Origin of the sequence: Geminicoccus sp. (assembly GCF_036263595.1) — a bacterium.
Lineage (GTDB): Bacteria > Pseudomonadota > Alphaproteobacteria > Geminicoccales > Geminicoccaceae > Geminicoccus.
Map to the genome: position 1 here is coordinate 1 of NZ_DATAGQ010000039.1, position 11902 is coordinate 11902.

Genomic DNA, 11902 nt, shown 5'->3' on the forward strand with positions numbered 1-11902 from the left:
AATGCGTCGGGCAGCCTCTGCGACGTGTCCGTGGACGACCAGGTAGAGCGGCTCTTCCAGGACGTGGAGTCCAGCCTGGGCGGCCTGGATGCGCTGGTGAACAATGCGGGGATCGCCGGGCCTACCGGCGGCATCGAGGCGATCGATCCGGCGCAATGGCGGCGCTGCCTGGACGTCGACATCACCGGCATGTTCCTGGTAACGCGCAAGGCGGTGCCGCTGCTCAAGCGCAACCCGGAAGGCTGCGTCATCAACATGAGCTCGGCAGCCGGCCGGTTGGGCTACGCGTTCAGGACGCCCTATGCCGCCGCCAAATGGGGCGTGATCGGCTTTACCCAGTCCCTGGCCAAGGAGCTTGGTCCCGCCGGCATCCGGGTGAACGCGATCCTGCCCGGTATCGTCGAAGGCCCCAGGATGGAGGGGGTGATCCGGGCACGGGCCGACGAGACGGGCGTTGCCTACGACGAGATGGAGCGGCAGTACCTGCAGCGCACGTCGCTGCGCCGGATGGTGAGCGCCGACGACGTGGCCGGCATGGCCCTGTTCCTGTGCTCGTCGCTCGGCCGCAACATTTCCGGGCAGTCGCTGGGCGTCTGCGCCAATGTCGAAAGCTTGTGAGGAAGCGATGAGCCAGAAGGTAGCGATCGTCGGCAGCGGCCTGGTCGGGCGGGGCTGGGCCATCGCGTTTGCGCGCGGCGGCTGGGACGTCGTGCTGTGGGATCCCATCGAGGGTGCGGCCGCCAAGAGCCTGGAGCTCGCCGGCACGATCGCCACCGATCTCGCCGAGGCCGGCCTGCTGCTGGGCCAGGAGCCTTCCACGGTGCTGGCGAGGATCGGCGTGGCGAACGAGCTTGCCGCCGCGCTGGATGGAGCCGCCTGGATGCAGGAAAGCGCGCCTGAGAAGCTGGACGTGAAGCGCCAGCTCTGGGCGGATCTGGACCGCACCGCTGCTCCCTCGACCATCCTCGCCAGCTCGACCTCGGCCCTGGTCCCGTCCTCGTTCACCGAGGGGCTGCCGCATGGCCAGCGATGCCTTGTCGCTCACCCCCTCAACCCACCGCATCTGATCCCCTGCGTGGAGCTGGTGCCGGCACCCTGGACCTCTGCAGAGACGATGAAGCGCGCCGAGGAGGTGATGAACGCCATCGGCCAGAAGCCGGTGGTGATGGGCCGGGAGATCGACGGTTTCGTGGTCAACCGCCTCCAGGGCGCGCTCATGGAAGAATGTTTCCGCCTGGTCGCCGACGGCTTTGCCGGGCCAGAGGATTGCGACGCCGCGGTCAAGCACGGGCTGGCGCTGCGCTGGTCGTTCATGGGTCCGTTCGAGACGATCGACCTGAACGCGCCGGGCGGCATCGCCGACTACATCGCGCGCTTCCAGCACATGTACCGTGAGATGCACCCGGCCCAGCAGCGCCGGGTCGACTGGGAAGGCGATGTCCTGCCCAAGATCCTGGAAGACCGGCGTGCCCGCCTGCCGCTGGACAAGCTGCAGGAGCGCTCGCGCTGGCGTGACCGGCGCCTGATGGCGCTGCTCCGGCAAAAGCAGGCGTCATCCAAAGAGATCGGAGACTGATTCCGTGGCCGCTCCCCGCAAGGTCATCATTTCCTGCGCGCTTACCGGTGCGATCCACACGCCGTCCATGTCGCCGCATCTGCCGGTAACGCCGGAGGATTTGGCCAGCCAGGCGATCGACGCGGCCAAGGCCGGGGCGGCCATCGTCCATCTCCACGCGCGCAATCCCGAGACCGGGCGCCCCGACCAATCGGCCGAAGCGTTCGGCAAGTTCCTGCCGACCATCGCGAGTGCCTGCGACGTCGTGATCAACATCACGACCGGTGGTGCCCCGAACATGACCGTGCAGGAGCGCGTGGTCCCGGCGCGCACCTTCAAGCCGGAGCTGGCCAGTCTCAACATGGGCTCGATGAACTTCGGCCTGTTCCCCATGCTCAAGCGCTACAAGGAGTTCAGCCACGACTGGGAGCGCCAGCACCTGGAGAACAGCCGCGGCCTGATCTTCCGCAACACGTTCGACGACATCGCCTACATCCTGGGCGAGCTGGGCGATGCGGGCACGCGCTTCGAGTTCGAGTGCTACGACACTGCGCACCTCTACAACCTCGCCCATTTCGCCGACGCCGGCCTGGTGAAGACCCCGCTGTTCATCCAGACCGTGTTCGGAATCCTGGGCGGCATCGGGACCCATCCGGACGACGTCGCGCACATGAAGCGCACGGCCGACCGGCTGTTCGGCGACAGCTATGTCTGGTCGGTGCTGGGTGCCGGGCGCAACCAGATGAACATCGCCGCGATCTCCGCAGCGCAGGGCGGCAACATCCGCGTCGGCCTGGAGGACAATCTCTGGGACGGGCCCGGCAGGCTCGCCGAGAGCAATGCCCAGCAGGTCCGCCGCGCCCGCCAGATCGTGGAAGGGTTGGGCCTGGAGGTTGCCACGCCGGACGAGGCGCGCCAGATCCTGGGCCTCAAGGGCAAGGCTGCCACCTCGATCGGCTGAGCCCTTCCTCCTTCCTCTGATCGGACCTGGGCACATGCAGTCCATCGCCATCTCCATGCTCACGATCTGCGGCATCGAGGAGCTGCCGTCGCACAACAAGCGGCAGGTCACGCACGTGCTGTCGATCCTCGATCCCGGCTGGCCGGACATCGAGGCCTTCACCGACTTCGACACGCACGAGCGCACCACGCTGCACTTCGACGACATCATCGAGGAGATCCCCGGCAAGATCGCGCCGCAGCGCGAGGACGTGGAGGCGATCTTGGCCTTCGGGATGGACCTCGCCGCCTCGCAGACCGAGCGCACGGAAGGCCACCTGCTCGTCCACTGCCACATGGGCGTTTCCCGCTCGACCGCCGCCATGCTCACCCTGATGGCGCAGGCCAGCCCAAGCGACGATGCCGACGAGCTGTTCGAGCGCCTGCGCGAGGTGCGGCCACAGGCCTGGCCGAACTCGCGCATGGTGGGGTTCGCCGACGAGCTGCTGGGCCGCAACGGCGCGCTCACGCAGGCCCTGGCCCGCCACTACGGCCGCCAGCTCCAGGTGCAGCCGAAGTTCACGGAGTGGATGACCAAGCTCGGCCGCACGCGCGAGTTGGAGATGGCAACGCGCTGAGGCTGCCCCGCCGGCAGCTTCATCCGTCGATCTCGTCGTGCTAGTCTTCCCACGATTTTCGAAAGGGAGGCGAGCATGCACGCCGAAGACACGGATACCTTTCACCTGTTCGGTAACCTCGTGCGGTTCCTCACGCGGAGCAGCGACAATGGCGGCGCCTATTGCCTGGTCGAGGTGCTGTCGGCACCTGGTGCCGGCGCCCCGCCCAACCGCCATCCGGAGGACGACGAGGCCTTCTACGTGTTGGAAGGCGCGTTCGAGTTCACCGTGGGCGCGCAGGTCATGACCATGGGGCCGGGCGGCCATGTCCGGATCCCGAAGGGTGAGGTGCACGCCTTCAAGAACGTGGGCGGCGCTCCTGGCCGGCTCCTGGTGATCAATGCGCCTGGCAGGGTCCATGACGGGTTCTTCAGCCAGGTGGGCGAGCCGATGCCGCCAGGCACGCGCGACCTGCCGCCGATGAAGGGCCCGCCGGACATCCCCCGCATCGTCGAGATCGCCCGGAAGAACGGCATGGAGTTCATCCTGCCGGACGGTCACTGACCACCGGCCCACCGAGGAAGCCCGCTTGCTGCCCCTGCTCCGTGTCGGCGACCGCCATGTCTTCACCTACACCCTGCCCGAAACCAAGACCGTCCCGCACCTCTACCCGGAAAGCCCGGACTGGCAGGCCATGCCGCAGGTCTTCGCGACCGGCTACATGGTCGGCCTCATCGAATGGGCCTGCCTGGACCACCTGAAGGCCTGCTTCGAGCCGGGCGAAGGCTCGCTCGGCGTCTTCATCGAGACGAGCCACGAGGCGGCCACGCCACCGGGCCTGATCGTCACCGTCACGATCGAGGTCGACAGGCTGGAGGGGCGGCGGGTCGGTTGGAAGGTCCAGGCGCATGACGGCGTCGACCTGATCGCGCGCGGCCGCCATGAGCGGATGGTGGTGCGCTGGGACCGGTTCGCCGAGAAGCTGCGTGCCAAGTCCCCTTCCTGATCGCTGTCGCCGCCTCGCCCCGCTCGTCCTGCGCCTCCTGCCGTTCGCAGCCGCCGCCGTTACGCTGATGCTGGTCATGGGACGCCATGAGCGCGTGGCGGGCCGGCAGGCCGATCTCCTGGGCCTGCTCGATGAAGGCGGGCTGGTGGTTGTGCAGGCAGGCACCTGTCAGATCGGCAGCCGGATTCCTGTCGCGAGAACCGTAGCCTCAGACCACTGCCTAGGCGCCTGGGAGCACCTGCCCTTTATTGCCGACATCGCCCGCGATCGATCACAGGCGGCCGCGCGGACCCGGGCCCTGCGCGCCCTGGTCGCCTCCTGGCGTGGTCCCGGCAACCTGCTGGTCCTGACCCATCCGGCCAACATCGCGGCACTCGCCGAGCTGGTTGTGCCCGACGGCGACGCGGTCGTCATGCGCCCTCAGCCGAGCGGCGGTGAGGTCCTGGGTCAACTGAAGGCCGCGTCGTCGAGCTGATCGCCCGGCACGACTTGCCGTCATGATGATCGCGCACCATCATCTCCGGCCTCGGAAGGTGAAGCATCATGACCAACGATCATCACATCATCACCGCAAGCATTCCCATGGTCACGCGAGCCGCCGCCTTCCGGACCCGGCTGCCCATAGCCGCCTGCAGCACCCAACCATCGGCCGCTACCGGGCGACGGCCACGACCGTCGCGCACCCGGCTCATTCCGCACCGATCACACCGTCTGCAGGCTCGACGTCATGTATACTGGACAGCATCTCATTGCATGGGGACTTGCTCCTAGCGCCCACTTCAAGACGCTCCTGGCGCAGGCCAACGCCCTTGCCGCGGAAGGCCGCGATGAAGCAGAGATCAAGGAACGTGTGCTTGCCAGTGTCCCGCCGGCACCGGCCGTGCTGAAACGGCGCGCCAGGGGCGATTATGCCGTCGCCCTGGAGGCGGAAACGCCGGACGAGCGGGCCAATCTGGCGGCCGTGCGCCTGCACATGGACGAGCTGATGCGCACGCCCACCATCGAGCATGGCGTGGTGATGCCGGATGCCTGTCCGGCCGGCAGCGCGCTCGGCACCATCCCGGTCGGCGGCGCCGTGGCGAGCCGCGCGATTCATCCCGCGTTCCACTCGGCCGACATCTGCTGCTCCATGCATGTCTCGCTGTTCGCGCCCGGCATCGAGACCTCCAGCTTCATGGATGCCGTGCAGGCCAGCACGCGCTTCGGCCCCGGTTCGCGCCGTGCGGAGCATTGGGTAGCGGATGAGATCACCGACGAGCTCGCGTCCACGCGCAACCCTTTCCTCAAGGACCTGGAGCACCGCGCCAAGGCCCAGCTCGCCGACCAGGGCGACGGCAACCACTTCACCTATCTGGGCCATTTGAAGGTGACGCCGCGGCTCAAGCGCAAGCTCATCAAGACAGGGCGGCAGGAACTGGCCGCGGCGATGACCGACCATGACGAGGTCCTGGCCCTGGTGAGCCATCACGGCAGCCGCGATATGGGCGCCCAGGTCTACAAGCGCGGCCTGGACGCGGCCGTCGCCCACACCCGCAAGGTCAGCCCCGACACCCCGCCGCACCAGGCCTGGCTGGACCCGGACAGCAAGGAGGGCGAGGCCTACTGGGAGGCGCTGGGCTACGTGGCACGCTGGACCAAGCGCAACCACGAGATGGTCCACGAGCGCACGGCCGCGCGCCTGGGCATCCAGCCGCTAGCCGCGTTCGGCAACGAGCACAATTTCGTCTGGAAGCGGACCGATGGCCTGTTCCACCACGGCAAGGGCGCCACGCCGGCCTGGCGCGACGAGGCGGATCATCCGCTCCTGGGCGTGATTCCGCTGAACATGGCCGAGCCTGTCCTCCTGGTGCTGGGCAAGGACAACAGGGCACTGGGCTCCTTCGCGCCGCACGGTGCCGGCCGCAACAAGAGCCGCACCAGGCTCCTGCGCGAGCTGGGCCTGAGCGGCCTCAAGCCCGAGGTCTTCCTGGCCCGCTCGCGTGAACTGCTGGCCGAGCAGACGAAGGGCCTCGACATCCGCTTCTTCTTCGACCGCCCCGACGTGTCGGAAACGCCACTGGCCTACAAGTCGGCCAAAGCGGTGCGCCGGCAGATCGAGCGCTTCGACCTGGCCGAGGTCATCGGCGAGATCCGTCCGCTCGGCTGCCTCATGGCAGGCGACTATGACAAGCCCTGGCTCGTGAAGAGGGCCAAGCGCACGGACGACCAGACAGACGCCGTGCAGGTCGACGTTCAGCCCCGGCGCTAGGGGCGGCAAGGCTGCGGAGCCCCCCGCGACGCTCCGCAGCCGCCTTCTACAGCCCCCAGACCAGCATGATCAGCGGCACGCCCACCACCACGACCAGGACCGACAACGGTGCTCCCAGCCGCGCATAATCGCCGAACCGGTAGCCGCCGGGACCCATCACCAGCGTGTTGCACTGGTGGCCGATCGGGGTGAGGAAGTCGCAGCCCGCGCCGATCGCGACCGCCATCAGAAAGGCATCCGGCCGGTAGCCCAGCTGGGTGGCGAAGCTGGCGGCGATCGGACCCATGACCAGCACGGTGGCGGCGTTGTTGAGAAAGGGCGTCACCGCCATGGCGGCCACCATGATGAGCACCAGCGCGCCGGGACCGGGCAGGATGCCGGCGGCGCTGGACAGCCAGCCGGCGATCAGCTCGGTTCCACCCGTCGTGTGGATCGCCTCGCTGACCGGGATCAGTGCTCCCAGCATGATCAGGATCGGCCAGTCGACCGCCTCGTAGGCCTCGCGTAGCGAGAGCGAGCGAACCAGCATCACCGTGACCGCGGCGATGAAGAAGGCGATCGCGACCGGCAGGATCCCAAGCGCGGTCAAGGTCATGGCGGACCCGAGAATGGCCAGCGGAATGAGGCCGCTGCGCACGTTGCCGAGCCTGATCTGCCGCTTGGCCAGCGGGAGGCAGCCGAACTCCTTCAGCCGCTCCGGCAGGCGCCCGAGGTCGCCCTTCAGGACCACGATGTCGCCGGTCCTCAGGGTGATGTCGCGGAGCCGCTCGGTGAAGCGCTGGCCGCTGCGGCTGACCGCCAGGAGGTTCACCTCGAAGCGGTCGTACATCGTCAGGCGGCCCGCCGATTGCCCGACCAGCAGCGAGGTCGGCCCGATGATCGCCTCGATGCTGTCGATCTCCTCGGTCGTGCTGTCGCCCGGTTGCCGGTCCTCTCCTTCCAGCTCCAGCCCCTCCTGCGCCACCGCCCGCTCGAGCGCTTCCGGCTCGCCCTGCAGAAGGAGGATGTCCTGCTCCTGCAGCACGACGTCGGGAAGGGGCCGCATCTGTCGGGTCTTCTGGCGGACCAGGCCGGTGACCTTGACCTCGCTGTTCAGCCGCCGGTTCAGCTCGCCGATGCTCTGGCCGGCTGCCAGGGAGTCCGCGATGATCCTGGCCTCGGTAATGTAGTCCTTGATGTCGATGGCCTCGTCCATCGTCGCGGCACCCTTGCGGAGCGGCAGGAGCCGATAGCCCAGCACCAGGAAGATGATCCCGATGACGGACAGGCCGAGGCCGACCGGGGTAAAGTCGAACATGCGGAAGGGCTCGCCGGTCATGTCCGCACGCAGTTGCGCCACGATGATGTTCGGCGAGGTGCCGATCAGCGTCATCAGCCCGCCCAGCAAGGAGCCGAACGCCATCGGCATGAGCAGGTAGGACGGCGAGATGTTCGAGCGCTTGGCCACCTGGAAGGCGACCGGGATCATGATGGCGAGCGCGCCGATGTTCTTCACGAAGGCGGACAGCAGCGTGACTGTGCCTACCAGCAAGGCCACCTGCAGCGGCACGGCCTTCACCCTGGTTGCCGCCCTTTGCACCAGCAGTTCCATCACACCGGAGCGTGCCACGGCTGCGCTGACGACCAGCGCACTGCCTACGATGATCACGATGTCGTCGCTAAAGCCGGTGAACGCCTCCTCATAGGGCACGATGCCGATCAGCATGGCGGCGATGAGCGCCAGCATCGCCACCACGTCGTAGCGCAGGCGCCCCCAGATGAAGAGCAGCATCATGCTGCCCACGAGCGCGAAGGCGAGCGCCTGATCCAATGTCATGAGCCATCCCAGCCGGAACCTGCGGCCCCCAACAACCGGCTGGCCGGGAAAGCGTTGCGCCGGATGTTGGCCGTGCGACGGAAAGTCTGAGCGACGGTCACGGCCGGGACAGGATGACCCTCCAGGTCGGGCCTGAACTGACCTTGTGGCTCTCCGCGAAGTTGCCGTAGTTGATGGCCAGCGCCATCTCGTCCACCGAGTTCACGTAGACCAGCGGGTCGCCTTCCGGCACATCGCCGAACGTGTCGACATAAGGCATCACGCTGTCGTGGACCTTCGTCTCGCCGTCGAAGATCTGCACCCGCACGGGCTCCTTCTTCGCGATCCCCAACTTCTCGAAGGTGGTGCGGCCGATATTGGTCCAGACATTGCCGTAGTTGATGTCGAGAATCGGGATGACGCCGAGTGCTGTCCCGTCCTTGATCTCCGCGTGCTGGTAGGGAATCCGGACGACATCCCCTTCCAGGACCGGTCCAAAGCCCTCGGCCGGCACCTGCCCCGAGGCGAGCCGGGCTGCCACGTAGGAGAAGATGTCCCGCCCGTGGAAGGTATGCGAGTTCTCCGAGCCGGGCAGGCGGTGCTTCTTGTAGTCGATGGCGTGCACTGCCTCGATCCCGATCTGCTCGGCGACCAGGGTGAGCGAGCCGTTGTCCGGGCCGACATAGAAGTGGCCGGATTTTAGCTTCGCGACCACGGCCCCCCGTTCGGTCCCCACCCCCGGATCGACCACCGACACGAACACCGTGCCTTGCGGCCAGTACGGCACGAGATGGGCCAGGTGGAATGCCGCCGTCCAGATGTCGAAGGGCGGGATCTCGTGGGTGTTGTCGAACAGCTCGAGCTTGCGGTCGACCTGCTTGGCGACGCCCTTCATCTCGGCGACGGCACTGTCGCGAAGGCCGAAATCGGTCTGGTAGACGATCATGCCGGACGGATCGGCCGCCTGTGCGCTGGCCAGGGACAACCAAAGCAGGGCAACCACGACGAACCGAGCCATCACGGGCGTCTTCCTTGCGGCGGATGAGCGGGATGGCGTCGATCTTCTGGCCTCGGCACCCATCCGGCAAGAACCTCGTCAGCGGGCCAGGAAGCGCGCCAGTTCGGCGGCGAGTTCGTCCGGCACCTCCTCGGCCATATGGTGGCCGCAGGGAAGGCCGCGTCCGCCAAGCCCGGTGGTCCAGGGCCGCCAAACGGCCAGCACGTCGACGTAGAGTTCCTCCAGGTCATCATGCAGCGACCAGAGTACCAGCGTCGGCGCCCGCACGCGCCGCCCGGCGACGCGATCCGCCTCGTCATGGCGCCGGTCGATCCCAAGCCCGGCACGATAGTCCTCCAGCATCCCGTGTACGGTCGCAGGATCGTGGATGGCAGCGCGGAAGTCAGCATAGGCTTCCGCCCCCATCTGCCCGGGCGAGCCGCCATACCACCGGTCCGGATCGGCCAGGATCGCGCGCTCCGGCTTCTCCGGCTGGGCAAAGAAGAACCAGTGCCACCACCTGGACGCAAACCGGGCATCGCAGCGCTCGAGCGCTTCCAGGATCGGCACGCCGTCCAGGACGGCCAGATGCGTGATGATTTCGGGATGATCCATCGCCGCCCTGAACGCCGTGTACGACCCACGATCATGCCCGACGATCGCGAACCGCTCGTGGCCCAGCCTGTGCATGAGGTCGACACAGTCCTGCGCCTTCGCGCGCTTGGACGATCCTGCATGATCCGGCTGGTCCGCCGGCTTGGACGACTGCCCGAAGCCGCGCAGGTCCGGGCACACCACCGTGAACGCCCTGGCCAGCTGTGGTGCCACGCGATGCCAGGTTGCGTGCGTGCGCGGATGGCCGTGCAGCAGGAGGACGGGCGGCCCCGACCCGCCATGGCGCACCCTGAGGGTGGCATTTGGCAGCTCGATCATCTCCAGGGCGAAACCGTCGAACATCGAGCCCGCCTCCCGCCTTTCCTCTCACGTCGGGGTTGAGGTAGATTGTCCGGTCGGCCGCACCTGCTCAGCCACCGGCATGTTTCAAGGCAAGAAATGCATGAACGAACCCGAGAACCGCACAACGTCGTTTTATATCAATGAGTTATCTGCAACATGAACCCGCGCTCGGCGGCACGTTCAGGGCCGGGTTGCGGTCGAAGAATCCGAACGGCACCAGCTCGAAGCCGATCCGCACGATGGGCTGGATGGGGAAGTCCTCGGGCCTGGGCAGGTGGTGGAGGTTGGCCGTGTACCAGACGACCAGGTCGGTTCCATCCAGCCCGCGATCCTGCGCCTGCCAGACCGGCAGCCCGTCCGGCCCCGGATGCTGGTTCGGGTACCAGCCCGCCGCATGCAGCTCCTCCGGATGGTAGGCGGTGACCCAGAGATGGGCATCCATGAACCCGGCCCGCCGCCGTATCGACGACGCAGGGTCGGCAAAAGGCAGCGCATTGGCGCCGGGCACGAGTTCATAGGCCGTCAGCTGCCCGAACCGGTTCACCCGCTCCGCGCTCTCGATCCGCCAGCGCCGCGCCCGTGCCAGATCGATGCAGCTGCGCGCCTCCGCCTCGCTGGTGAACGTGCGGCCGGCATGAATGATGGCGTTGCCGAACGGATTGCCGGGCCCGATCGGCAGTCCCCCGAAATCGACCTCCCTCACCCGGTTGGCGGTGCCGTCCACGTCCATGTCGAGGCGGAAATTGAAGACGTGCTGGTGCACATGCGCCTGGACGAATGGTGCCAGCTCCGTGCCGTAGGCCAGGTCCTGCGCCCCGCGGCTGCTGCTGGTGAACACGATCCCGGTGGCCTTCACCTCGCAGGCGATCGTCCCGTCCAGCTTGAAGTACCAGTAGACCCCATAGACGTAGTTCCCGACCGTCACCAGGAACGACACCACCAGCCGCCGTCCACGCCGGACATCGACGCCCGCGGCCATGTCGGTGTGCTTGAAGAGGATCCCGTCATCCTCCTCGTGCAGGCACACCGCCTGCTCGATGACGGTGGGGCTGCCCGTCCAGTCATGGACCGTGACGTCGAAATAGTGGATCTGGCCGATACAGTCGCAGCCGAGCTTGAGGCTGTCGGCGAGCTGGCCGATCCCGTACTCGCCCACGTCGAAGGCGTTGCGCCGGTAGTCCCCCTCGTTGGGCGCACCATAGGGCACCACCATCTCCGACACGGCCGCCCGCCACATCACCGGCCGCTTGTGCTCCCCCTCCATCCAGGCGACGTCGTAGAGGATCAGGCCGTCGCGCGGCGACCAGCCCACGTGGAACGACCAGTCCGCCCACCGCACATGGTAGCCATCCACCCGGAACGACGGCCCCTCCGGCTGCCGGATCTCGATCGGCTTCAGGTCGGTGCGGAGCGGTCCGGTCTGCCCCGGCCGGTAGTTGGACGGCTCCGTGCCCAGCGGCGGCGGTTCGGCCTGGTCCTTGATCGCCACGATCTCGCGCCGGTCCAGGTCGACCAGGACATGAAGCCCCGACACCGGCCTTCCGTACGGGTTGTCGGCCTCCGCCATCCTTGCCCAGCAATGGGTGAAGGCCAGCCGCCTGCCCTCCTCCTCGGCATGGCCGAAATGCCCGGCCGCCCAGGGCTCCACCAGGACCATGGCGGGATCGTCGATCCCGCGGCGGCGCAGGGCCTCCTGGAACACCGGCTGGTCCCGCACCCACGCACCGACCTCGATGAACTCGTCCATGGTGATCCGGGCATGGCGCCCCGGCAGGTCATCGAAGGAGA

The 11902-nt window shown here is 67.5% G+C and carries 12 protein-coding genes; 8 read left to right on the forward strand and 4 right to left on the reverse strand.

Features of this window, described 5'->3' with window-relative positions; translation table 11 throughout:
- From VHL31_RS03035 to VHL31_RS03070, 8 genes are all read left to right on the forward strand, one after another.
- On the forward strand, positions 1-618 hold a 618-nt coding region (locus VHL31_RS03035; protein ID WP_329659729.1), incomplete at its 5' end, for an SDR family oxidoreductase.
- A gap of 7 nt (positions 619-625) precedes the next feature.
- The gene (locus VHL31_RS03040) at positions 626-1576 is read left to right on the forward strand and encodes a 3-hydroxyacyl-CoA dehydrogenase (RefSeq protein ID WP_329659730.1); all 951 of its coding nucleotides are present in this window, start codon (positions 626-628) and stop codon (positions 1574-1576) included.
- A 4-nt stretch (positions 1577-1580) separates the two neighbouring features.
- Positions 1581-2516 carry a 3-keto-5-aminohexanoate cleavage protein gene (locus tag VHL31_RS03045; protein ID WP_329659731.1) on the forward strand — a complete coding sequence of 312 codons (936 nt, stop codon included), beginning with the start codon at positions 1581-1583 and terminating at the stop codon, positions 2514-2516.
- Between the two features lie 34 nt (positions 2517-2550).
- Positions 2551-3132, forward strand: a complete 582-nt coding sequence (locus tag VHL31_RS03050; RefSeq protein ID WP_329659732.1) for a hypothetical protein — start codon at positions 2551-2553, stop codon at positions 3130-3132.
- A 75-nt stretch (positions 3133-3207) separates the two neighbouring features.
- Positions 3208-3675 (forward strand): cupin domain-containing protein, encoded by a 468-nt coding sequence (locus tag VHL31_RS03055; protein WP_329659733.1) that lies wholly within the window; start codon positions 3208-3210, stop codon positions 3673-3675.
- A gap of 25 nt (positions 3676-3700) precedes the next feature.
- Positions 3701-4117, forward strand: a complete 417-nt coding sequence (locus tag VHL31_RS03060; protein ID WP_329659734.1) for a thioesterase family protein — start codon at positions 3701-3703, stop codon at positions 4115-4117.
- The gene (locus tag VHL31_RS03065) at positions 4098-4592 is read left to right on the forward strand and encodes a hypothetical protein (protein WP_329659735.1); all 495 of its coding nucleotides are present in this window, start codon (positions 4098-4100) and stop codon (positions 4590-4592) included. The genes VHL31_RS03060 and VHL31_RS03065 overlap by 20 nt, the downstream gene beginning before the upstream one ends.
- 252 nt (positions 4593-4844) lie before the next feature.
- The gene (locus VHL31_RS03070; RefSeq protein WP_329659736.1) at positions 4845-6365 is read left to right on the forward strand and encodes an RtcB family protein; all 1521 of its coding nucleotides are present in this window, start codon (positions 4845-4847) and stop codon (positions 6363-6365) included.
- 46 nt (positions 6366-6411) lie between these two features.
- Here VHL31_RS03070 and VHL31_RS03075 read toward each other — a convergent pair whose 3' ends face one another.
- The 4 genes from VHL31_RS03075 to VHL31_RS03090 form a co-directional block, all read right to left on the reverse strand.
- Complete coding sequence (locus VHL31_RS03075; protein WP_329659737.1) at positions 6412-8181, reverse strand: SLC13 family permease; 1770 nt, start codon at positions 8179-8181, stop codon at positions 6412-6414.
- 97 nt (positions 8182-8278) lie between these two features.
- Positions 8279-9178 (reverse strand): S-adenosyl-l-methionine hydroxide adenosyltransferase family protein, encoded by a 900-nt coding sequence (locus VHL31_RS03080; protein ID WP_329659740.1) that lies wholly within the window; start codon positions 9176-9178, stop codon positions 8279-8281.
- A 78-nt stretch (positions 9179-9256) separates the two neighbouring features.
- On the reverse strand, positions 9257-10114 hold the full coding sequence (locus VHL31_RS03085; RefSeq protein ID WP_329659738.1) for an alpha/beta hydrolase: 858 nt from the start codon (positions 10112-10114) through the stop codon (positions 9257-9259).
- A gap of 145 nt (positions 10115-10259) precedes the next feature.
- A partial coding sequence (locus VHL31_RS03090; protein ID WP_329659739.1) for a primary-amine oxidase occupies positions 10260-11902 on the reverse strand: 1643 nt, incomplete at its 5' end.

Coding starts and splice junctions, on each gene's coding strand:
- VHL31_RS03040 (WP_329659730.1), top strand. CDS start 626: ATGAGCCAGAAGGTAGCGATCGTCGGCAGCGGCCTGGTCGGGCGGGGC.
- VHL31_RS03050 (WP_329659732.1), top strand. CDS start 2,551: ATGCAGTCCATCGCCATCTCCATGCTCACGATCTGCGGCATCGAGGAG.
- VHL31_RS03055 (WP_329659733.1), top strand. CDS start 3,208: ATGCACGCCGAAGACACGGATACCTTTCACCTGTTCGGTAACCTCGTG.
- VHL31_RS03070 (WP_329659736.1), top strand. CDS start 4,845: ATGTATACTGGACAGCATCTCATTGCATGGGGACTTGCTCCTAGCGCC.
- VHL31_RS03075 (WP_329659737.1), bottom strand. CDS start 8,181: ATGACATTGGATCAGGCGCTCGCCTTCGCGCTCGTGGGCAGCATGATG.
- VHL31_RS03080 (WP_329659740.1), bottom strand. CDS start 9,178: ATGGCTCGGTTCGTCGTGGTTGCCCTGCTTTGGTTGTCCCTGGCCAGC.
- VHL31_RS03085 (WP_329659738.1), bottom strand. CDS start 10,114: ATGTTCGACGGTTTCGCCCTGGAGATGATCGAGCTGCCAAATGCCACC.